The organism is Bacillus sp. S10(2024) (assembly GCF_050473865.1).
GTDB lineage: Bacteria > Bacillota > Bacilli > Bacillales > Bacillaceae_G > Bacillus_A.
Map to the genome: position 1 here is coordinate 2,537,450 of NZ_JBFLUR010000002.1, position 23,256 is coordinate 2,560,705.

The 23,256-nt window shown below is 34.4% G+C and carries 20 protein-coding genes and 1 pseudogene; 6 read left to right on the top strand and 15 right to left on the bottom strand.

The window, feature by feature from the left end:
• Positions 1-248: 248 nt before the first annotated feature.
• Together AB1280_RS12925 and AB1280_RS12930 are read right to left on the bottom strand one after the other, a co-directional pair.
• Entirely contained in the window at positions 249-416 is a 168-nt protein-coding gene (locus AB1280_RS12925; RefSeq protein WP_429756055.1) for a hypothetical protein, read from the bottom strand.
• Positions 397-984 (bottom strand): annotated as a pseudogene (locus AB1280_RS12930) (Tn3 family transposase); the annotation flags it as partial. The pseudogene AB1280_RS12930 and the gene AB1280_RS12925, both read right to left, overlap by 20 nt.
• Here AB1280_RS12930 and AB1280_RS12935 point away from each other — a divergent pair.
• Both AB1280_RS12935 and AB1280_RS12940 read left to right on the top strand, forming a co-directional pair.
• Positions 953-1,933 (top strand): D-alanyl-D-alanine carboxypeptidase family protein, encoded by a 981-nt coding sequence (locus tag AB1280_RS12935; RefSeq protein ID WP_429756056.1) that lies wholly within the window; start codon positions 953-955, stop codon positions 1,931-1,933. The pseudogene AB1280_RS12930 and the gene AB1280_RS12935 sit on opposite strands and share 32 nt — an antisense overlap.
• Before the next feature lie 823 nt (positions 1,934-2,756).
• Positions 2,757-3,386 carry a hypothetical protein gene (locus tag AB1280_RS12940; RefSeq protein WP_272187032.1) on the top strand — a complete coding sequence of 210 codons (630 nt, stop codon included), beginning with the start codon at positions 2,757-2,759 and terminating at the stop codon, positions 3,384-3,386.
• A gap of 223 nt (positions 3,387-3,609) precedes the next feature.
• Here the strand turns inward: AB1280_RS12940 and AB1280_RS12945 are convergent, their stop codons facing one another.
• The 11 genes from AB1280_RS12945 to AB1280_RS12995 form a co-directional block, all read right to left on the bottom strand.
• A complete protein-coding gene (locus AB1280_RS12945; RefSeq protein ID WP_272187031.1) occupies positions 3,610-4,365 on the bottom strand; it encodes an SDR family oxidoreductase in 756 nt (251 codons plus the stop codon).
• Positions 4,366-4,945: 580 nt separating this feature from the next.
• Positions 4,946-6,364 carry a helix-turn-helix domain-containing protein gene (locus tag AB1280_RS12950; protein WP_429756057.1) on the bottom strand — a complete coding sequence of 473 codons (1,419 nt, stop codon included), beginning with the start codon at positions 6,362-6,364 and terminating at the stop codon, positions 4,946-4,948.
• A 521-nt stretch (positions 6,365-6,885) separates the two neighbouring features.
• Positions 6,886-7,536, bottom strand: a complete 651-nt coding sequence (locus AB1280_RS12955; RefSeq protein ID WP_429756058.1) for an AmiS/UreI family transporter — start codon at positions 7,534-7,536, stop codon at positions 6,886-6,888.
• A 345-nt stretch (positions 7,537-7,881) separates the two neighbouring features.
• Positions 7,882-9,162 carry a replicative DNA helicase gene (dnaB, locus tag AB1280_RS12960; RefSeq protein ID WP_429756059.1) on the bottom strand — a complete coding sequence of 427 codons (1,281 nt, stop codon included), beginning with the start codon at positions 9,160-9,162 and terminating at the stop codon, positions 7,882-7,884.
• Positions 9,159-9,998, bottom strand: a complete 840-nt coding sequence (locus AB1280_RS12965; protein WP_429756060.1) for a DnaD domain-containing protein — start codon at positions 9,996-9,998, stop codon at positions 9,159-9,161. Before AB1280_RS12965 ends, dnaB begins: the two co-directional genes overlap by 4 nt.
• A 508-nt stretch (positions 9,999-10,506) precedes the next feature.
• The gene (locus AB1280_RS12970) at positions 10,507-11,217 is read right to left on the bottom strand and encodes a Crp/Fnr family transcriptional regulator (RefSeq protein WP_429756061.1); all 711 of its coding nucleotides are present in this window, start codon (positions 11,215-11,217) and stop codon (positions 10,507-10,509) included.
• 237 nt (positions 11,218-11,454) lie between these two features.
• Positions 11,455-11,619: a rubredoxin gene (gene rd / locus AB1280_RS12975; RefSeq protein WP_242220177.1), complete on the bottom strand. Its 165-nt coding sequence runs from the start codon at positions 11,617-11,619 to the stop codon at positions 11,455-11,457.
• A gap of 26 nt (positions 11,620-11,645) precedes the next feature.
• The gene (locus AB1280_RS12980) at positions 11,646-12,866 is read right to left on the bottom strand and encodes an NAD(P)/FAD-dependent oxidoreductase (protein WP_429756062.1); all 1,221 of its coding nucleotides are present in this window, start codon (positions 12,864-12,866) and stop codon (positions 11,646-11,648) included.
• Positions 12,867-12,887: 21 nt separating this feature from the next.
• Complete coding sequence (locus tag AB1280_RS12985; RefSeq protein WP_429756063.1) at positions 12,888-14,123, bottom strand: FprA family A-type flavoprotein; 1,236 nt, start codon at positions 14,121-14,123, stop codon at positions 12,888-12,890.
• A 160-nt stretch (positions 14,124-14,283) separates the two neighbouring features.
• Complete coding sequence (locus tag AB1280_RS12990) at positions 14,284-14,991, bottom strand: class I SAM-dependent methyltransferase (protein ID WP_429756064.1); 708 nt, start codon at positions 14,989-14,991, stop codon at positions 14,284-14,286.
• Positions 14,992-15,145: 154 nt separating this feature from the next.
• Positions 15,146-15,868 carry a YwiC-like family protein gene (locus AB1280_RS12995; protein WP_429756065.1) on the bottom strand — a complete coding sequence of 241 codons (723 nt, stop codon included), beginning with the start codon at positions 15,866-15,868 and terminating at the stop codon, positions 15,146-15,148.
• 582 nt (positions 15,869-16,450) lie between these two features.
• Between AB1280_RS12995 and AB1280_RS13000 the strand changes: the two genes are divergently transcribed.
• Positions 16,451-18,319 (top strand): anaerobic ribonucleoside triphosphate reductase, encoded by a 1,869-nt coding sequence (locus tag AB1280_RS13000; protein ID WP_272187022.1) that lies wholly within the window; start codon positions 16,451-16,453, stop codon positions 18,317-18,319.
• 132 nt (positions 18,320-18,451) lie between these two features.
• Positions 18,452-19,159 (top strand): iron-sulfur cluster repair di-iron protein, encoded by a 708-nt coding sequence (ric, locus tag AB1280_RS13005; protein ID WP_272187021.1) that lies wholly within the window; start codon positions 18,452-18,454, stop codon positions 19,157-19,159.
• A 154-nt stretch (positions 19,160-19,313) separates the two neighbouring features.
• On the opposite strand, the gene AB1280_RS13010 is transcribed toward ric, so the two are convergent.
• Both AB1280_RS13010 and AB1280_RS13015 read right to left on the bottom strand, forming a co-directional pair.
• Entirely contained in the window at positions 19,314-19,703 is a 390-nt protein-coding gene (locus tag AB1280_RS13010; RefSeq protein WP_272187020.1) for a cupredoxin domain-containing protein, read from the bottom strand.
• Between the two features lie 388 nt (positions 19,704-20,091).
• On the bottom strand, positions 20,092-21,213 hold the full coding sequence (locus AB1280_RS13015; RefSeq protein WP_429756066.1) for a TIGR04053 family radical SAM/SPASM domain-containing protein: 1,122 nt from the start codon (positions 21,211-21,213) through the stop codon (positions 20,092-20,094).
• A 330-nt stretch (positions 21,214-21,543) separates the two neighbouring features.
• Between AB1280_RS13015 and AB1280_RS13020 the strand changes: the two genes are divergently transcribed.
• Both AB1280_RS13020 and AB1280_RS13025 read left to right on the top strand, forming a co-directional pair.
• A complete protein-coding gene (locus tag AB1280_RS13020) occupies positions 21,544-21,771 on the top strand; it encodes a DUF1858 domain-containing protein (protein ID WP_429756067.1) in 228 nt (75 codons plus the stop codon).
• Between the two features lie 12 nt (positions 21,772-21,783).
• Entirely contained in the window at positions 21,784-23,013 is a 1,230-nt protein-coding gene (locus tag AB1280_RS13025) for a DUF438 domain-containing protein (RefSeq protein ID WP_429756068.1), read from the top strand.
• Positions 23,014-23,256: the final 243 nt, after the last annotated feature.

Sequence of the window (23,256 nt, forward strand, 5' to 3'; positions counted from 1 at the left end):
GCAATACGTTCTTATGGAAATGGGCAGACTAATCCTATTTTTTATAAATTGAAATATCAAATTTCAACATGTAAAAATAAGATTAGTTAATCATCGTCCACCCATCATCCTTTCCGTCGTTAATATCCATATTGTACCATGATAATACTGTATTCGTAAACGAGATGGTTTGACTCAGCGACAATCACTCTTTCATTTTTCTAATGCTTGCTGTTGGCTCATTTTACTCGTTAAATGAATATAATTATTTATGACAATGCACCTTCATCTTCAAAATGTTTATAAAATGTTGTTCGATGCACCCCTTTTGCACGCAAAGCATCAGCATGGGATATATACTCTATATTCCACAATAGCTGAAATGAGAAGTTGCAAACCACTTGCTCTATGTAGTTAATCCCCATAAGAACAATCACGAATTTCTCCTAATCGATTAAAAAATACAGCTCGAGCAAGGGCATGTTTTGCTTCTCCTTTATTTAAACTAACATGTACACGTCTTCTGAGTTCAGGACTCTGCAGCCATTCTAACGTATATAAAGTTCTTTCAATGCTTCCTATTTCACGTAAAGCTACAGATAAGCTGTTTTGCCGTAGATACGCCGCAAGTTTTTTTAGAATAAAAAACGCTGTTGCCGTACCATTGCGAATAGAACTGATCAATCGCAATAAATCATCCCAGTTTTCTTTTATTTTCATCACATGAATTGTCCTACCAATCATAAATACAAGCTGTGGCTGTTTTGCGGGCTTATCAAAAGTATAAATTTTATTTTTACTAAACGTTTTAATTCTAGGTGCAAATCGAAATCCTAACATGTGATTAACAAGTAATCTTGAAATAACAGTTTTAGTAGAGGGTTCCTTTCTTATTTGACCTTGACGATGTAAAGATATTGTTGTTATGGTTAAATTTGAAATTATAATAGGTAGATTAAAAGGAGTTTTGGTGATGAAAAGGTTAAAGTGGGGAAAAGTAACCATACTATGCGCTATTATTTTGGGTATATGTTGGTTCTTTTTTCATGAGAGCCTAGAGAAGGAAGATACCAATGTTGTAAAAGCAAAGGAAAAAATGATAACAGATGGTTCCCCTCTACAAGTAGCAGAATTACCAAAGACAGGGCTATCTGAAAAGGTAATTCCACAAAAGTATATACCAGTAGTAGAAGCAAAAGCAGCGATGATTATTGATGCAAGTGATGGAGAAGTTATTTATAAAAACAATGAGACTGAAACCTTTGCTCCGGCAAGTATGTCGAAAATGATGACAGCATATCTTCTTTTAGAAAATATACATACAGGAAAAGTCCATTGGGAAGATTCGGTGCAAATAAGTGCAAAATCAGTACAAACAGAAGGTTCTAGAATTCCAGTGCAAATGAATGATACATTAACGGTGAAAGACTTATTCCACGCTTTAATGATTCAATCTGCTAATAATTCGGCAGTTGCTTTGGCTGAACATGTAGCAAAGACGGAGCAAAATTTCATTCAACTTATGAATCAAAAGGCGAAGGAATTAGAACTCTCAGATAAAACCAAGTTCGCAAATGCTTCTGGTTTGCAAGAGTCCGATGGAAGTGAAACAAAGATGCCAGCAGCTGACGTAGCAAAATTGGCATACCATCTTATTAAAGATTACCCAGAAATATTAGAAGTAACACATTTACCTCAGAGTCAATTAGCATTTAAAAATACAGTTGTTACAAGTACAAATGAAATGTTGAATGCAGCGAATAAAGAGCTTTATATAGAAGGAATAGACGGACTGAAAACTGGCTTTACTGATAGTGCTGGATATTGTTTTACAGGGACTGCGAAACAAGGAGATAAACGACTTATCACGGTTGTTATGGGAACGACAAGTCAAACGAAACGTTTTACAGAAACTAATAAACTAATGTCTTATGGATTCCAGATTGTTAAGTAGGGAAAGAAATAATTATAGAGGAAAACAGCTTATTTGAAACCAAAGGGAGTGAAAATAAGCTGTTTTTATTTTTGTCTATACTATACTTATTGTAGATTTGTAAAAAAGTTTGATTATTTTGAAACCCTTGTTATACTAAAGCACCCGTTAGTTGAACAAAGAACAATGTGACGTAAAGCATAAATTTCCCTTTTGGAAAGTTTATGTTTTATTTTATTTAAGGAAATTTTGATGTAGATGATCTCATATTAAAAACAAGCGGAGGCTTATTAGGCTATAGCGCTTATAAAATTTATAACAACATATTGAAAACAAGGAACCAAAAATTAAATCATAGCAAATGAAGTTTACATAAACATCAAGTAACCCCAAAATATACAATAAAGATTGATTTTAGAGTTAGGGTACCGCTCCATCGCTATTAAGTTAAAAAACACATTCTTCTCCAAAACGAAAAAAATGAACTAAATTCCTATGGATAACTATGAAAGAATAAAACTTTCGTTTTTGGGATACTTCAAAACCTTAGGTTGATAGGCATGTAAAGTGACCCCAATTAGAAAAATCCTCCTTTGTGTTAGAAGCTTTTTCGCCCTTAAGGAAGTGGCAGCTACTACCTTGTTCTGATGCGAAATGAAATACAAAAAAAGACCGCCAATTTCATCATAACACTTCTAACAATACGATTTTTTTCTAAAAATTAAATAGAAAACATCAAATATTCTGTTTTTTATTTCTAAAAATTCATAATATTTACAAAACTTAAAAATCAATATACATTTTAGTTGTACCAAAAAAATCCAAGCAAAGAGGAGATGGTTGTATGTTCAAGAAGTTAGTAGTAGGAGCATTAGCAGCTGGTTTTGCAATAACTGGAGGATTGGGAACAGTATCAGCAAGTACAGAAAAAGATTATACGATTAAATCGTTCGACTACGTAACTGTAGATGAAAAGAATGTGGACACCCTGACTAAAGTGAATAACCTATCTAACAAAGACATAAAAGTAACCATAGTTTTACCTAAACAGAATGACAAGGGAGATTGGTTAGCATATGGTTTTACGAGCAAAGAAGCTTTGGATGCTTTTATTGAAAAAGATAAGCACAGCTTTAAAAATACAACACAACCTCAACATGAAAATGTAATCAAGCCTCTAGGAAGCGGTCCTGGAAGTACCGATTTCTATGAGCATGCAAATAAAGGCGGACAGTATATTTATTGGAGCAGTGGATTTACAAACTTATCTTCTAGCTGGAATGACAGAATTTCCTCCTTAAGTACAGCGTCACCTTCTGCAAGCTACGCAACAACGCTGTGGGAACATACTTCATCTCAGGGATATGGCCAAGGAGTCATGTTTAGACATTATGAGTGGTATGGTAAAACTGCTAATATGGATGCGTTTTGGAATGATAGAGCTTCAGCAATTCAAATCACGACGAATCCATGATAAGTAACGAGAGATTTCAGTTGTTCATGTAAATAAGTTTCAAAATCACTATTCTCTCATCGATTTAGAAAAAATGGGAGAATAGTAATTTTTTTGTGTACAGAAACAACTTTATGATTCGTAAACATAACAACCTACTTATAAAACGAAAACCTGTATCAATGATTACTCAGTAATCCCACGATACAGGTTTCTTTTATTATATACTCAACAACTACTTCTATTAACTTCGTAAAAATCCACCTTCTGAGTTCATCACTTGACCCGTGATCCACTTCGCATCATCACTAGCGAGAAAAGCCACGAGGCGCGCTGCATCTTCCGGCGTGCCAATGCGTCCCATTAAAAATTTAGGCAACAGATGCTTTCTAATTTCATCCGTCATCCACGTTGAATCTGTTGGTCCTGGGTTTACCGCGTTAACTGTAATTCCTAAATGAGCAACTTCTGCTGATAACGACTTCGTAAAAGCGGCAATCGCTCCTTTCGTTGCAGCATAGGCTAATTCCCCAATCATTGGTCCTAGTTCTTGTCCAGATGTCATATTAATAATTCTTCCACCATCTAAATCCGCTTGCTCAAAGCGACGAGCGAATTCCACACAAAGAAGAAAAGTTGCTCTCATATTAACAGCATAATGATTATCAAGTATATGAGCATCCAACTTTGCATATCCATCTTCCGTTGAATATGCTGCGTTATTCACTAAAATCAAAAGAGGACCAAACTGCTTTGAAACAGTATCCATGATTGTAAAGGCAGCATTTGCATCTGACAAGTCCATTTCTAAACTGTCACAGCGAACTCCTAATTCCAAAATCTCTTTTTGAAATGTCTCTGGCCAACTAGCCTCAGACTGCCAATGCGTAAAGAAAATATCAATACCTTGAAAAGCTAATTCGCGGCATATAGCAGCCCCAATCCCTCTTGGACTACTTACTCCTGTTATAAGCGCAACTTTATTTTGTACATGCGTCATTTCATATTCCCCCTATTAAATAGGGACACGATGATATGTATAAGTAGAGATGTATAATTCTCATCACAAATAAAAGCCGATACACACAGGTATCCGCCTAGTAAATGGAATGATCACTCCACACCATATGCGTCCCTTGTATGATTATCTTCAATAAATAGACAGACTCCACCCTTTATATGTATAGGAAAAGCACGCTATTCATTTTATTTTCTAATCATTACAAGATTCGCCACATGTAGAATCTCAATTCCCCTTTCATTACATCTCTACCATTATTATACTTTTCTTACTAGTGATAATCAATATATTCATTTATTAATTTATTACTAGTTATAATCAAAATCCTTCCAGATTTGCAACTTCATCATATAAATCTCTTCTCAGCCCTGTTCAATCTATCCCACCAAGCATCCCCTATATTGTTATAAATTGAAATCTCCAAGCAAAATGAACTACGAACAACCCAAGAAACCTTGTTCAAATCAAAATTTCTGGGGTTGCTTTGCATCTTGATTTACTTTTTTACAAAAAACGTCCTTCTATATTCAAGTGCCTATCCTCATACTTAAAACATTCTTTAATCTAAATCAAAAATCCGATTTTTTATAGAATCGATTTCATGTGCAGTCAACATGTGAGAAATATAAATAACCGGTGCCCTTGTATCCGATAAATGACAGTTACTAATAATAAAATCATATTTCATATCATAATTTGGTATCCTATCTATATTTACATTTTCCCCCAAACTTTGTTTTAACTTTCTATAAATAAGATTTTTTTCAACGGTTGTCCCAGAGAATATAAATACAATGTTTATTTCATTACAGATTGAATTAAGAATGGCAGTTGCATGAGAGGCGATATATTTGATTTCATCTTTTGTATATTGTTTATCGTTGTATGTGTCATTCCACTTGGAAATGCAAGATACATTTTCCTTATAATTTCGCATTAGAATACTGTCTGAAGAATGGATTGGATCAAAAATATGACTAATTGAGAAATTAAGTTCATTTGAAATACACACCTTATAAAAATACGGAATGACTTCTGCTTTTAATTTTTCCTTCTGTTCACTCGGTAATGGATTGTGTGTTAAAAGGGTATCAATGAGATTCATGAATTTTTTATAAACCTCCTGATGACATTCACTCAAATATGTAAGTACTACCTCACCCTGTGAGCTTGTATTTATTAATCCAAAAAATAAAAATAACTGCAGTGCATCTCTTTCATATTTTGGAAATTCAATATTGTAACAATTCTCAATTTCTGTAATAATTTCATTAAGACAATTTGCCTGCTTACGGCTGTATAAAGGCTTGATTTTTATTTCTTTCGTTACGCAATGTTTATTAAAAAATCGATTTATAAAAACAAAAACAATACTGCGTAATAATAAAATATCCGCAGGAACTTCGTTACGATAGAGAATCGCTAAAACTTTTTTTCTTAATTCCATGGGTATGGAAGGTTGATCTGAAAATTGTTGGATAAAGTAAAAGAAAGCAATATAGTAATATCTTATATTGATTTCATCTCCTTCTAGTTGAAGATCCCTGAATTTAATAGTTAACCCACTTTTATTTAAAATTTTATTATAATCTTTTAAATGAGTTCTCAAAGTTAACTTATTCATATATAAAATTTGAGACCATTTTTCTAATGTGTAATACTTATTATGAAATATGTCTAACATCACTCTATAAAGTACACTTTCTGTCAAATACGAATTAACCACTGATAATACAGACTCTTCCATCGGTCTAATTAAAATGTATCCTCTCGTTTTCACACTAATAATTTTCCACTTCTCGGGCAATTGCTTTTTTAATTGCGAAATATCATTCCTAATTGTTCGCGTTGAACACTGTAGTTGATCCGCAATCTTTTGAGACGATACAAATTTTTGCTCATTATTTAAAGCCTCTAATATAAAAATTTGTCTTTTTATTGCTTTATCTTCTATTAAACTATAAATAAAACTACGCATGAATATATTACCTTTCTTTAAAACCACACATTATTTTTATTTATTGTTAATTAATGTTAGGTATTAGAATTTTTTATCAACTATTGATAATTTTACTATAACAGTAGAATGATCTCTAATCTAGTTTTCGTTTCTCACTATCTCTATTTATTTCTTTTGTATACTTGTGCTCTATAAATACTTTGTTCACAAAAACAATAATAAAAACGCTCTTTTTTTTCAGTTATTAAAGGAAAAAATACTAATTTTAAACATTTTATGAAGTGATATTCTTATATTACAAAAGTTACTTGACCAACTTTTGTATTCGTAATCTTATAACTTTGTGTAATTGTTTGATTAGAAAACCGTTACCTAATCAAACAACATAAAAAGCCATATTACTCTATTAAGAGTATTGTGGCTTTTTATGTTGGAGCTATATTATAGCACCACATTCATAACAAAAAACGCGATCAATTCCTAAATGATTATTAGAAATTGATCGCGTTTTTTTAAATAAATAGATTGATAAATTAACTTCACTTCGTGTTTCCAAACTTTTCAATGGTGTGTGTATCCATATTTTTATGAACAGTACTTACATTTCCTTTCAACTTAAACGTACAAACACAGAAATATATAATTGAAAGAATAGATATACATACCCATAAATTATATACATAAGAAGTTTCCCATACACCTATAAGGGAAAGTAGAGCAGGACAAGTTAGTGTAACCCATGACTGTACAAAAGCTATTTTACCAATATAATGATTGATGTTCTTTTTCTGTGCATTAGCACTAAAAAATAAGAACCATAGAAATGCCCACATGAACCAAGTTAACGCATTAACGATATCATGAAAATGTATAATCGCTACAATCATGTAGAATAGTGCAATAATTGCTACCCAAAGAGAAAACCAGCCTAATCCATCACCCTTCAATCCTGCAATGAAAGTAACTCCCACATATAAATAAGTTAAACCAAATAAAAAAGTAGCTGCATATAAATAAACTGTCCAATTACTTTGATCAGATACTACAATTAAATAGAAAGGAATAATAATTTGCAGTACACCTACAAATATATTAAAAACACCTGCACTCTTTTCGTCCGCTTTTCCTAACATCACAAGGCTATTTAAAAAGAGCGCTGCACCAGAAATCAATAATCCAACATTACCCATATATATTCTTGTGAAAAACAAAACTGTTTTTCACAACGATACCTCCTCACATCATACATTCATTTTTTCATAGTTTTAACAACAAAGAGCAATTCCTCTTCTTCAATAACATGTGACAGAGGAACTGCTTATATTTAGAAAAATTTACAACAGACCATATATTTGAAATTAAGCGTTTCCAAAAAAGGCATGCATTAAGTTATGAAAACGATATCAATATAGTAACAGCATTCAATACAAAAGTAAATAATATAAAAAATGGTATATAGGTCATGAAATATCTTTAGTTAAACGATCGATATATTCCTTTGAATGAGGCCGGTTAGGTTATGTTCAATAGTTACATCACTCCACAAACCGCCCATACTCCTTCAAAAACCGTAACTTCACCACCCCAACCGGTCCGTTCCGATGCTTCGCTACATGAATTTCAGTTACATCTTTATTCTCTGTTTCCTGCTCATAATAATCGTCTCGGTATATGAGCATAATCACATCGGCATCTTGTTCAATCTGTCCTGTCTCTCTTAAGTCAGACAAAAGCGGACGCTTATCTTGACGCGACTCAACCGCACGGGATAGCTGCGACAATGCTACGACGCACACATTCAAATCGCGAGCTAGCAATTTCAGTTTGCGAGAGATTTCGCTCATTTCTTGAAACCTATTTCCTCTATATTTCGAATCGCCTGTAATAAGCTGTAAGTAATCAATGATGACGAGCAGCTTTTTATTTGGATGCTTACGTTTTAGCTTGCGAACCTGCACCCAAATTTCTTGCGTTGTCACACCTGCTTTATCATAGATTTCTAGCGGTAAATCACCAATCTCCGCAAAGACCTGACTTGTTTTCTCCCAGTCCTCGATTGTGAAACGATGCTTCGGATTTTTCAGCCTTTTTCCCGATACCATACCTGCGCAAGAAACCATCCGTTTTAGCAATTGTTTGTCGCTCATCTCTAATGAAAACAACCCAACTGCCGCACCTGATTTGGCGGCATGAAATGCAATATTTAAAGCAAACGCCGTTTTTCCCATCGAAGGCCGCGCCCCTATTACAACAAATTCACCATCTTGCAAGCCGCATGTCATCTTGTTTAAAGCAGAAAAGCCGGTCTCAATACCGGTCATCTCTTCTACGTCCTGGTGAAGCTCTTCATACAAGCCGACTAACGCATCCTTTAAGTCAAAGTCTAACATACACTCTTCCTCTTCTAGTTCACAAAGAGCCGTAATCGTCTCGCCAATAATTTTCTCATCCTTCTCCGCCAGAAGCCGTTCACACATACTGTGTCCCATCATTCCTGCACGGCGCATTTTCCACGCACCTCGAACAAGCCCCTCGTAATAGGAAAAATTAGTCGTCGTCGGTACACTCTCGATGATGTTGACAAAGTACTCAATCCCACCAATTTGCGTCAGAAAAGAAGAATCCATTTTCGAAACAAGTGTAACGAGATCAAGCGGCTGCCCGTCTTTCTCTACTTCCCGTATTAGCTTAAATATCGCTTGATGCAATGCAGTAGAAAAATGGTGTTCCGTCAACCTGCACTCTTTAATGAGCTCCCCATCAAGGAGGAGTGATCCTATTACCGTCTGTTCCGCTTCGACGTTTTGAATACTCACGGACGCCACCCCTTTTCCGCTAAGAACTTCTGCAGCTCTTCTTCAGACGGTACATTTTTCTCCCACTCCTCGCATTCCTCCAGAAACTGTTCAGTCTCCTGAACAATAGACGACTCCTTCTTCCGAAACTTCACCGCCGCCTCCTCTACTTCGCTTACCTTCTTATATCCCTTTCCGTGCCAATCTCGCAAAATCCCCTTCACATACGCAAGTGTCCGCTTATTATTTTCATGAGCAATTTGAAGTGCTTTTAAGACGAGTTCCTCTGACAAATCATCCATCCACGCAGTTAGTTCCTCTGCCGTATACGGTGACAAACTGCCAAAGTTTTGTTCATAAAACGTAAATACGTTACCACCCGAATCTATTTTTTCATCTTCTTCACAGCTTTCAGGCTCTTCTTGAGGCACTTGGGCAGGCATACCGAAATGTTCTACCAACAGCGGAATGTTCATCTCTTCCTCCAAACATTTTTGCAGAAACAGCTGAACAAATTGTTTACTTTTCACAGTCTTTAACTCACGAAGGACACATTTCTCAACGTTCGGATTTGTAATCGGATTATAACGAAGCCAATTTATGATATATAACTCCTTCGTTTTCGCATCATATAAAATCTTTCCATATTCGATAAACCGCTGCAGCAATTTATCAACAGTCTCCCTGTTGTAGCCCGTTTCCATCTCCGCCAAACGCTTCGGCAACGGATAAATACCGCACTGCGTCGTTTTCGAACATGTTAATAAATATATGTAAAAATAGCGCTCCTCCGGCGTTAAGTCGAGCACAAAATCATCTTGCCAAAAGTTCACCTGTACATTCCGATATACCGCCATATGTATTCCTCCCGTTTTTAAAATGCTGTTCCTTACTATATATAAGGAGGAAAGCGGAAATTTGGTAATTTAATTTTTATTTTTTTGAAATTCTTGTAGTAGTAGTTCTTTTGTTTTGTTTTTTAAAATTCTTGTAGTAGTAGTTCTTTTACTTTTGTTTATTTAATGATTTATTACTTGTAAGGGGCTTGGTAGGGGTTTGTAAGGGGATGTTAAGAGGGGTTTAATCCATGAAAATAGAAAAATCAATATGCTTGTGACATTCCTTTTCATGCTTCCCTCTGAACCTTGAGGTAGTATTACTGCCCGCGAATAGCGGGATAACATTGATATAGCAACTGGTTTAAAAGTCAAAATAGGTATGGTCGTAAAAAGTAGAATAAATGATTAAGAAATGATTCCAATGGCTAGGTATTTTAAAATTTATTAAATTTATAGATATCGAGGATACTAATAAATAGAATCTTAACGATGTTTATCTTAAAGAACAAATAATTAAGTTATCCATCTACTCTATATATTTTCGTAAGGCTAACTCATTTTTAACTATTAGCTGTTTATTTCCAATTGACGTCATAAATCCTAGGTCTTCAAATTTACTAAATTTACGACTAATTGTTTCCCTTGTCACCCCTATATAGTTTGCTATTTCTTCTCGTGTCAATGGTAAATTTATAAGTATTCCTTTATCAGTATCTTCACCGTATTTTTCGCAAAATTCTAGAATTATATAAGCAATCCTAACTTCTGGATTATTTGTTGCAAGATTGTTAGCTAAATTTTCTGTATGCGCTAAACGTTTTGTAACGGTTTTTAGCAACTTTAATGCAATATCTGGATTTCGCTCCATTATACGATCCATATTATCTTTCGTTAACATACAAATTTTTGTATCTTCCATAGCATACGCACTAAAATTACTCTTCTCATCGCAATTAAATATGTTTAATTCACCAAAGCATTCACCACTCGTTAAAATATGCAAGATTTGCTCCTTCCCTTGAATGGTTAATTTCGATAACTTTACTTGCCCCTTATTAATAATAAATAATGTATCTAATTTCTCTCCTTCATGAATTAATGGTTCTCCCTTTTTAAATTGTTTATGTTTTGACAATGCAGCTATTTTAAAAATTTCTTCATCAGATAAAGATTTAAAAATAAGAACTTTTCTTGGACAAGGCTCCGCTGCATTTTTATGATAACAATTTTCTTTCATATTACCTCACCTAACCTTACATATAGTATATAAAATGAAATTTTAATCAGTGTCTTTTCATTATTAGCCCTCACCAATCAGGCTTTTACGGGCATTAATACGTGATAAAGTATCCTTCCTAAATTATTATATCTTTTCCTAGGAGCCACACTAGTGACTCAAATCACATCAAAAAATTCTTTTCATAGTAAAAAAGTAACGAGAAATTATATAATCTTCTCGTTACTTTTTCTTTTGCTATTCCTCTACTGGTGCAAAGTGTTCAGTATCTTCTCCACATACTGGACACACCCAATCTTCGGGTAAATCTTCAAAACTTGTTCCTGGTTCTATATCTTCATCTGGATCTCCAACTTCTGGATCGTAGATGTAGCCGCATGGTAAACAAATATATTTTTTCATTATAATGTCCTCTTTCTATTATTAGATTAAGATTTTAGTTTCTCTTTTACCTTGCTCATTATTTCACTTATATTCGTATTTTTCATATCAATCTCTTCTAATGATACTTGCTTTTCAATAGCAGACTTGTAAGGGATGGATGCCGCAACTCCTTCTAATGAGATGACACCTACTATTTTATTATCCTTGATAAATAACCTTGTATACTTCTCTTTATCATCTTCTTCAACGATAGTTGTATCACATTGTTTTTCATCAACCAACCCAATTGAGAATAAAGATACATCGAATGCATGAAAGATAGTAGTTGGAATTGCTTCCTTATAAATTGCGGGATTAGAAACCATATTACTTCCTGCAATCTTCCCTTGATCCATTGCTCTTCCCCATAGTCCGCCAATTTCACCGTTTACTTCTGCTACATCCCCAGCAGCATATACAGATTCTACATTCGTTTCCATCTTCTCATTGACAACAATACCTCTATTTACATGAATAGGAGTATTGTTTACTAAAGAAATGTTAGGAGTGACCCCAATTGAATAAACAACACTATCACAATCTATTCGTTGTTCACCATTCACTTTCATTCCAGTTACTACTTCTTCTCCAAGAATAGAATCAATAGTCGTATTTACATATACTTTTACTCCGGCACTTTCAATTTTTTGTTTTAATAAAAGAGAAACTTTTTCATCTAATTGTCTTCCCATTAGTGCAGGAGCAACTTCTACAATGGATACTTGTTTACCAGCTTTCATCATAGACCAAGCTGTTTCTAATCCTTGTACACCTCCACCAATGTTTACAACATGCTTTTTATCTTCTAAACATGCTTTAAATTTATCCGCTTCCTGCATGTCTCTAATCGTAAAGACATTTTTTTTATTTATGCCATCTATTGGTAGCCTTCTATTATTTGCACCCGTACAAATTAATAGTTTGTAATAAGAAACTTTCTCATTATTTGATGTAACAATATATTGCTGCTCTGTATCAATTTTTACTACCTTTGTATTTGTGAAAACCGATATATTATTATTTTGGTACCATTTTTCTTTTTTGATTAAAACTTTTTCGCTGTGTAAATCTGAATATAGCTCTTTTGATAATTTAATTCTGTTATAGGGTAAAGATGATTCTTCACCAAAAATGAATATATTTGAATCCTTGTCATGATCTCTAATTGTCTTTGCAGCATTTACAGCGGCTACTCCACTTCCGATAATTACAAAATTCTTTTCCATATTTTCACCTACGTTTTTCTATTAAATAGAGCTTAGTAATAAATCTGTAACAAATGTTGTTGCATGTTTAATTTGTTGTGTTTTTTCTTCATTCTTTGGAGAGAATCTGATACGAATAGGAAATTCAACATGAGTCATACCTGTAGACTTAATAACATTTGATGTACTTTGTACATTCATGTTTGTTTCATTTAGGTAATCTTGTACGACCTCAATTGCTTCACCACTCCAGCCGTATGATCCGAATGCAGCTGCGATTTTCCCTTCTAAGTTCATTCCCTTCATTTCTATTAAAATTTCTTCTAAGTTTCCAATCATATCTGCGTATTTAGTTGAAGATCCGATGAAGACTGCATCTGCGTCTTGAATACTTTCTAGAATTTCAGCTTTATCCGATTTATCAGCATTAAATACTGTTACTTTAATATTATCTGCCTCGAATGTTTCTTTAATGATACTCGCGATTTTTTTCGTGTTATTTTTAATGGTTGTATATACAATGGTTACTTTTTTCCCTTGTGTTGTATCTTTACTCATTTCTCCATATAAATCGATATATTTTTGGACATCCTGTCGTAAAATGTACCCATGAGACGGAGCGATCATTTGAACATCTAAGTCTTTCAATGCTTCCATTAACGTTCTGACATATCTTCTATGCGGGTGAATAATCGCATTATAGTAGCCTATGAAATCTTCCGTAATATCTTCATTCGCTTCATCGTTAAAGAATTCATAATTCGCTACATGTGTACTGAAAATATCACATGGGAATAAAATTCTATCCTCTATGCAATATGTGATCATCGTTTCTTCTGTATGAAGATATGGAGTTTCTTTAAATTTCAACGTTTTCCCACCAATATCTAATGTGTCACCATCTTTTACAACTAAAAAGTTTCTATGATGCAATTTATACATTTCCTGTAACTCAGGTACTGCAATTTCTGTACATACAATTGTAGCGTTTGTAGCTCTTGATGCTAATGCTGCCAATCCACCTGAATGATCAGGTTCTGTATGGTTTACTACGATATATTGAATTTCTTGTGGATCAATTAATTCACTTAAATATTCTACAAATTCTCTTCCAAATTCTATGTCAACTGTATCAATCACTGTTGGTTTTTCAGTTTTTAGAAGATACGAATTATAAGTTGTCCCTTTTCCTAAGATTAAACGATGAAATGGAACTTCCCTATCATCAATTTTCCCTACCCAATATATATCTTCAGTTAGCTTAATTTCTCTATTCATGTTTTTTAATTCCTCCTAATTGTTATCTCTTAACAACAACTGTATTATAAAAATTTTCCTAAGATAAAAAGAGGACTTGAATCACATTTTGTAAAAACAAATAAAAAAATACTTTAGTAAATGAAAATTTTTCTTTACTCAAGTATTTTTTATGACATGTTTATTTTGTAGCTACAAGAACGAAAGCTGGCCCATTCGGTAAATATGCCTCTTTTTTAAAATTACCGAAAGTTTCTACAGTACGAAAACCACATTCTTTTAACATAGGCAGTAGTTGTTTTTTCGTAATAGGATATAATGGAATACTATTTGATAGTTCTTTACCATCCACATTCAATGTTGCAGTAAATAATACTTTTTCTCCTTCTAGCGTATAATTACGCTTAAACGAGAAATGTTTCTTCTCCAGTACCGGAAATTGGAAATTATTTTCAGCTAATACTTTTTCATAATTTACAATTTGAATCATTAGTTTTCCGTTTGCTTTTAATTTTTCATAAGAGCCACAGATAAAATTAAAGATTTCTTTCGAATTATCCAAATGAACAAGTGTATTTCCAATACAATAAATACCATCAAATACTCCAGGCACATTTTCAATTTGTTGCATTCCAAATGTATTTACACTAAATATCCCTTCGTAAACTGCAGCTTTCTCCCGAATTTTTGCAGCCATCGTCCTCTCTGGTTCCATCGCAGTAACAGCAAACCCCTTTTCAACTAGCGCTTGGGCTACATTACCTGTTCCTGCGCCCACATCCAGTATAGAGCTTCCTTTTTGTAAATAAGAGACTATAAAATTTATTTGTTTCTCATTTACAGGAAAAATTTCATCATAATATGGCGTTAACATTTGATAGAAAGTCATTATTTATACAGTCCTTTCAGGATTTAGTATTCAAATCATAATCAATTACTACCCGCAAATAGCAGGATCATATATATGAAATGTAAACAAACTATTTGAGTCAGTTTCCTTATCAAGATATTACTAAACACTCACAAACTTACTGTAATAATTATTACAGTAATGCTCTGGCTAACAATACTACTGAAACAAAAAAGTAAATAGAATTGATACTCTCTAAAATACCCACTTGTAGAATCGAAATATTTCTACCATAAAGTAATATAGATCGTATCAAACTTGGTATAAAGGCAATGGTAAACCACGGTGATACAATGAAAGTCGCAATTACAAGTAAAGAATGATACCCCCATGAAACTAAGCGATACGTTGGATTCTTTTTCTCACGAATCATTGTCTTCACATAAAACGTACTTCCCATAAAATATAAAAATGATATAGTTGCAACAACCCATATCTTTTCATCAACTGTTTTCATTGTGAAATAATAACTAATGATTCCCCCTATACAAAACAAAATAATCGCACACATGTCATTTAGTAAAGCTCGTTCGTTTTTTTGGCGAGAAAAGTAAATATTTACAAAAAAACATGGGAGCATAATAATGGAAAAGAACACAATACGCCATTCATATATAAGAGCAATGATCGCACACACACAAGCCACACTAAAATAAAGAAAGAAAGAATGTAAATAATACTTCTTTCGCGGTTGTTTTACGTACATTAATAAAGGATACGTAGCTAAGTACACAAACAACCATGCCAAAAAGAGCGGTATGTGATACCATGTCCCTTTACCAATTAAAACACCCAATACAAATGGAATAAGCAGCATTCCCCATGCCCCATGCTGCTTTGGAATAATTAACTTCATTCTTCCAACACCCTTACCCAAAGTTTTTTATCAACAATGTCATATACCGATACCTACAAAAGAATTCATGCCATTAACCCTATAAAATTTTGTAAAAGTGATATTTCCAATAGTTTTTTAACATACTTTGCTACTGAATGAACCAAAGAACTTGAGAACAATATTTATATAGATTGAACTACCCCCTCCTAACTTTTTTACTTTCTCTTCATTTTGAGGCGGGGGTATTACTAGGAGTAAGCTTTTTATTAAGGATAAACTATATTGAGGAAGGATACTGTGAGTGAAATCACTGCATTATGATTTTATATCTTTTATTTTATAAAGTGACACTTTTATCAGTGAATTTTTTTCTTCCCCCACCTCGCTTCTTTGCCTTCACCGAAGTTTGAGGTGGGAATATTACTGCCTGAGAATAGTTGGATAAGTTTATTAAACTCTAAAGCTATATCCTCAAAAAATACTTGTAACTACCGTATATATTAATTTTATATTAGTTTTTTTGATGTCCTTGCGAAAAAACACTATATGAAGTATCATTTTATCAAAACTAACACTATATATAGATAAGGGGTGGATGGAATGAATCCATCAAGTAGAATAACAAAACAGTCATGGGATAATTTATGGACAACATTTAACACGATTGTACAGGATAACGATCAAGACTTAATGCAAGAAAATGCAAATGTTGATGGCCGATCTCCAATGGGAATGATGGGAACATTTGCATCTGAGAGCGCAAAATATTATGCGGTAGAACATTTACTTTCTGAACAGGTAAAAAAAGCAATTGATCAAAATATTTTATATCCACACGATTTAGATTTTTACGCAACAGGTACAACAACGTGCTCACAAATTCCACTAGCACAAATACTGGAAAAAGGATTTCATACAGGTCATGGACATATGCGACAGCCACAAGATATTAAAAGTGCGTTGGCTCTTTCTTCTATTATTTTTCAGGCAAATCAAAATATGCAGCACGGTGGGCAATCATTTGCAATGTTTGATATAGATTTAGCACCTTATGTGAAAAAAACGTATGAAAGAAATAAAAAACGTTTGGCGACATATCCATTAACAGCAAAACAGGTAGAAGAATTTGCATGGAAAGAAACAGAAAATGATACGTATCAGGCGTGTGAAGCTTTTATCCATAATTCAAATAGCATGCATAGCCGCGGTGGTGGACAAGTACCATTTATTTCGATTAACTACGGAACGGATACATCAAAAGAAGGAAGATTGCTAATTAGACAATTATTGCGAGCGACTCAAGCTGGATTAGGAAAAGGAGAAACACCAATCTTTCCAATTCAAATCTTTAAATTAAAAAAAGGTGTCAATTTTGAAGAAAATGATCCAAATTATGATTTGTTTGAATTAGCATTAGAAACGACAGCCAAACGATTGTTCCCTAATTTTTCATTTTTAGATGCACCATTTAATGCGATGCATTATGATGGTCGCCCTGAAAGTGAAGTGTGCTATATGGGCTGTCGTACCCGTGTTATGGCGAATATTCATGGAGAAGAAACAGCCATTGGAAGAGGGAATTTATCATTTACATCTATTAACTTAGTAAAACTAGCATTAATAAGCGACTCAAAAGAAGTATTTTTTGAATCATTGAATCATTATGTAGATCTCGGCATTCTCCAGCTATTAGAACGATTTGCTTACCAATCTACAAAAAAGGCAAGGGATTTTCACTTTTTATATTCTCAAGGAGTATGGCGCGGCGGTGAAAAACTTCAACCAGAAGATTCTGTTGTTGAAATTTTGAAACAAGGTACGTTAAGTATTGGTTTTATCGGACTTGCTGAATGCTTAGTTGCTTTAACCGGAAAACATCATGGAGAAAATCAAAATTCGTGGAATCTTGGGAATGAAATTGTTGCCTTTATGAGAAGCAAGATGGATCAAGCAACGGAAGAATATCAGTTGAATTTTTCATTAGTCGCAACCCCTGCAGAAGGATTATCAGGAAAGTTTATAAAAAAAGATCGAGCTGAATTTGGAACAATTAGTGGTGTAACAAATCATAACTATTACACAAATTCATTCCACATCCCGGTTTATTATCCTATTCTAGCGCTTGATAAAGTTCGTTTAGAAGGACCGTTTCATGCGCTTTGTAACGGCGGTCATATTACATATATCGAATTGGACGGAGCAGCTGTTCATAATCAAAAAGCATTAAAGCAAATTGTACAGGCAATGGCGCAATATGGAGTTGGATACGGCTCGATTAATCACCCGGTAGATCGCTGTAAATGCTGTGGCTATAATGGAGTGATTGCGAATGAATGCCCAAGCTGCGGGAATGAAGATGAACATCATATTGAAAGAATCCGCCGTATTACCGGATACCTAGTCGGTGACATGTCGAAATGGAATAGTGCGAAACGTAGCGAAGAAACAGATCGAGTGAAACATAAATGAGAGTAATGAATTATTTATAAAAAAACAGTGATGAACTTAACACATTACAAGTGATGTATATCACCACGTGGGTTCAAAATTATTGATATTCTTAATCCAGATACTAAAGTTAAACTTTATGGAGGCATTCATATGGAACATACATTTACTGAGACTTCTGTTATTGGTGAGATCGTTACAAAATTCCCAAAGGCTAGTGATCTTTTTAAATTATATAGAATCGATTTTTGTTGTGGTGGTAATAGACCACTTATTGATGCTATTAACGAAAGAAATTTATCAGCAGAAGAGGTTTTAACAAAGTTAAATACTCTTTATTATGAAACAAAACTATTAAACGAATCTGAAATTGATTGGAAAACAGCTGCTTATAGCGAATTGATTGACTATGTTGTGAATAAGCATCATCGCTATTTAAATGAAGAGTTACCACTATTAAGTCCGTACGTAACAAAAGTGTTACGCGTTCACGGAGCAGGGCAACCTCATTTAGCTCAAATTCACAAGTTATTTCATGAATTAAAAACTGAATTAGAGCAACACTTAATTAAAGAAGAAACAGAAGATTTCCCATTAATTTTAGCATTTGAGCAAAATCCAAGCGATGAAAATTACACAAAATTACGCAAAGTAGTAGATGAATTAGAAAACGAGCATAACCACGCTGGCAATATTATTAAAGAACTTCGTGAGATTACGAATGACTTTACTCCTCCAGCAGGTGCTTGTGGTACTTATCGTCTTGTCTATCAACGACTTGAAGCCCTTGAAGCTGATTTATTCCAGCATATTCATTTAGAAAATAATATTCTATTTCCACGTGCAATTGCACAAGCTTAAATAACAAAAAAGATGAACCCTTAACTTGGTAGTTGTAGGGGATAACTTAAAAGAGGGCTGTCCCCTCTTTTTTAGTTCCCTTCGTAAAAAAATAAACAACTTTTTATTTAAGTAACTGCTTATTAAACAAGCAAGGCCCTATTGGCCCTGCTTGTTATTTGACTATTACTTTTCCATCCATTCCTTTTTGGAAATGGTACCGACATATCAGTTCATATGTACCGGGATCTTGAGGTTTCACGGTAATGGTTCTTTCTTTTCCCGGCTGGACTTCGGCGTCAATTCTGAGCTTTTCCACTGTGAAGGTGTGCTCTTTCTTACCTTGGTTTTTCAATATCAACGTTGTCGTTCTTCCAATCGGAATAGTGATGACATTCGGATTAAAGTAATCATCGTTCAACTCGACCTCAATCACTTTCACTGACTCAATAGGCTGTGTTACCACCCCGGATTCGGCAAATACACTGAGTGAGCCCGGAGTTGTCACACCCACAATCATCGCAAGCAAAACGACCAATCCAGTTAACCACTTTTTCACAGACATTCGCAATCCTTCCTTTCTTAAGTAGTTACCATTGTTTTCCAAATCATAAAATAGTATCACTATAAATAGGGCTCCAACATGCTTCAAATAGTAGCTCTTTTATCTGAAGCAGTGACAAAGCAAAAAAATCGACTCTAATAACGATCTTCTAGAATCCATTCTTCTTCAATTAACCTGCACCATTAGTTTAAGTGCAATACTTCATATTCAAACAAAATATTATCATCATCTTCCACAACCTGGCCCTTTAGTAGAGTAACTTTATTGCTACTCAACAGTTCCTTAACCCGCCTTTCAGTTCAGATCTTCTTTTTACTTTTCACTATAAAAAACACCCCTTTAGATAAACAGATCCAAAGGGGTGTTTTTTATAAACATCGCGTCTTTTTTATACGTTTTGTTTCTGTTTTCGTAATGCTTTTGGAATGTATACACAGAAAGGTTCACTTTCCATGTAATCTCCAGTCATGGCAAAAGCCCTGGAACGAGATCCTCCGCAAACATATCGGAACTCACAAATCCCACACTTTCCTTTATACTTGTCTGGATTACGCAAGTCTTGGAAGATGGGAGAGTTTCGATAAATATCAGCTAGTGGTGTTGTTCGAACATTCCCAGCTTTGATAGGTAATAACCCACTTGGATACACATCTCCAATATGAGAGATAAACACAAAGCCGTTTCCATCATTTACCCCTTTTGGAGCACGTCCAAGTCCATCAATCTGCCCCGTCATTCCATTCATCAATACATCCTGATATTGAATAGCCTGATCTATTGTTTTATTTTCTCGCATTTTTTGTTGAATAACAACACGTCTATAGTGCTGAGCAGCCGTTGTTTTAATATCAAAAGAAACCTTTTTACTTAATTGATATAGCCACCGGAATACTCTTTCATGCCCAGCTGGTGAAATCATATCTGTTTCCTTACCGCGCCCCGTTGGAACTAAGAAAAATACACTCCAAAGTACACACTCTAATTCCTCTACTAATTTTGCCATCTCTTCAAGTACATTCACATTATAATTAGAAATAACAGTATTAATTTGAATAGGAATTTCCAATTCATGCAAATAACGAATCGCATTCATTGTTAATTCAAATGACCCCTCTGTCCCCCTAAAATGATCATGTATTTCAGCTGTTGGCCCATCTAGACTAAATGCCCATCTAGCAAGCCCTACTTCTTTTGCTTTTTGAATTGTTTCTTTCGTAACGTTTGGAGTAGCACTTGGTGTCATAGATACTCGAACACCTTTTTTTATCGCATAATCCGCAATATCATATACATCCGGACGCATTAATGGATCACCGCCGGTAAAAACAAGCATCGGATTATCCATTTCATATATATCATCAATTAGTTTTTTACCTTCTTCAAATGTTAGTTCAAGAGGATGACGATGATACTGAGCTTCCGCACGACAATGAAGACATTTTAATTGGCATGCTCTTGTTAACTCCCATATCACAATAAATGGATTTTTGTTAAAATCACGATTAATCAAAATTAAACCCTCCTATCGATTTACCCCGCTATTTGCGGGCAGTAATACTCCCGCCTCAAAATTCAACAAAAACAAAGTCTAGCTCTAGCGGCTAGAATCTCCGGTCGTTTTGCCCCCACTGATTAAAGTTTCACTTTATATCCTCATTGTAAAGTTATATAAGAACTCATGTTGTGAGATATATCACGCATGAAATTGTCATTATGAAATGAAACTTGAATCAGTCCTTACAATCGAGCTTTTACGTGTGATTTTCCTCACTTCTTATTCATTCTCTCTATGTTACATTGTTTTTGAGAATTAATATCACTTATTCCCGAGGTGAGAGTAATGACCAAGATGATTGATTTTAGTCAAACCGTTTGCGATTTGGCTAACAAATCCCCTGAAATCATCCCTATCTTAAAAGAGCTAGGCTTTGAAGATATAACGAAACCTGGCATGCTGCACACAGTCGGCCGAGTGATGACTATTCCAAATGGCTGCCGGATGAAGGGAATTTCTTTCGATATCGTTAAAAAAACTTTTGAAAACAATGGATTTAACATTAAAGAATAGAGGAGAATCCTTATGAGCGAAATAATTAACAATCGTGAACAAGAAAGTATAAATCAATTTGAAAGACAAGCTATCTTAAAGGAAATTATTAAAAATCTTCATAATGGAAAAAGCGTGGAAGAAGTGAAGGCCCAATTTGAAGAAGCAGTTGGGAATATTACCGTCGCGGAAATTTCAAAACTTGAACAGGCACTCATGGAAGAAGAAGGAATTCCAGTGGAAGAGGTACAACGTTTATGCTCGGTGCATACAGCTATTTTTAAGGGTTCCATTGAAGAAATCCATCGATCTGAGAAACCCGAAGATCAAGCTGGGCATCCAGTTCATACATTTAAGCTTGAAAACAAAAAAATTGATAAGCTTGTTAACTTCAAACTTCAACTTCACTACGAACGTTTCGAGAAAGAAGATAGTGAAGAAAACATTTATAAACTAATCGAAGATTTAAATCTGTTGCTGGATGTGGATAAACACTATAGCCGTAAAGAAAATCTGCTTTTCCCCTATTTAGAAACATACGGAATTTACGGTCCGACACAAGTAATGTGGGGAATCGATGATGTCATTCGTAACGCCATTAAAGATGTGAAACAAGCATTAACAAACTATAACGGAGATAAAAAGACAGTCTTAGACGGTGTTTACTTTGTCATCCGTGAGGTAACTGAAATGATTTTTAAAGAGGAAAATATTTTGTTTCCAATGGCTCTTCAAACTCTTACGGAAGATGAATGGATTAAAATCGCTCATGAAAGTGATGAAATTGGCTATTGCTTAACAGGTCCTGCGAGTGTATGGAAACCTGAAAGAAAAGCAGTGCAAGAACAAGCTATGTCTGAAGGATTCATTCGTTTAGAAACAGGTATACTATCTTTAAAACAACTAGATATGATGTTGAACCACTTGCCTGTGGATATTACGTACATTGATCAAGATGATGTTGTACGCTACTTCTCTCATGGAAAAGAGCGAATCTTTGCTCGCACAAAAGCGATAATCGGTAGAACAGTTCAAAACTGCCATCCTCCAAAAAGCGTTCATGTCGTTGAAAAGCTCTTGGAAGACTTTAAATCCGGAAATAAAGATTGTGAAGATTTCTGGATTAAGTTCAAAGATAAATATGTATACATTCGATATTTCGCTATACGGAGTGAAGATGGAGAATATATGGGTACCCTTGAATTCACACAAAATATCACTCCAATTCAAGAAATCCAAGGAGAAAAACGCATTCTCTCATAAAGTGAAACTTTAATCAGCCCCCACCTAACGTCTTTGCTTTCGCTAAATGTTGAGGTGGGGGTTTACTTGATTTAGAAGCCTCATCGACTTAGAACTTCCTATTTTTGGTTAGGCACTAACCGCTTCTACGCATAATCAAACCCTCTCGCCCCAAAGTTTTAATTTATCTTTATATTCTAAGCGCTAAAAGTTGCATTACCTCTTAATATAGTCATAGAATTATAATTAATTTGTAGTCAAAAG